This is a genomic window from Cupriavidus sp. 8B, assembly GCF_054589115.1.
The window spans coordinates 1-434 of the sequence record NZ_BAAILO010000612.1 but is presented as its reverse complement, the minus strand read 5'-3'; the positions used below and the strand labels follow the sequence as shown (position 1 = coordinate 434).

The 434-nt window shown below is 65.0% G+C and carries 1 protein-coding gene; it reads left to right on the top strand.

Going from position 1 to position 434, the window contains the following annotated elements; genetic code table 11:
• A partial coding sequence (locus tag ACYP5B_RS50390; RefSeq protein ID WP_459574972.1) for an ABC transporter ATP-binding protein occupies positions 1 to 434 on the top strand: 434 nt, incomplete at both ends.

The window sequence follows — 434 nt, the reverse complement described above, 5'->3', positions numbered from 1 at the left end:
GGCATCGGCTATTGCCCGGAAGAGCGGGGCATCTTCGCCAGCCTGTCGTGCGAGGAAAACCTGATGCTGCCGCCGCTGTTGAAAGGGCAGGGCACCAGCGCGCTCACCGGCATGAGCGAGGCCGAGATCTACGAGATGTTCCCTAACCTGAAGGAGCGCCGCCAGAGCCAGGGCACGCGCCTGTCGGGCGGCGAGCAGCAGATGCTTGCCGTCGGGCGCATCCTGCGCACCGGGGCCAACCTGCTGCTGCTCGACGAGATCTCCGAGGGCCTCGCGCCCGTGATCGTGCAAGCGCTGGCGCGGATAATCCTGATGCTCAAGAAAAAGGGCTACACGGTGGTGATGGTGGAGCAGAACTTCCGCTTTGCCGCGCCGCTGGCAGATCGCTTTTATGTGATGGAACACGGCACCATCGTCGAGCGCTTCGCGGCCGC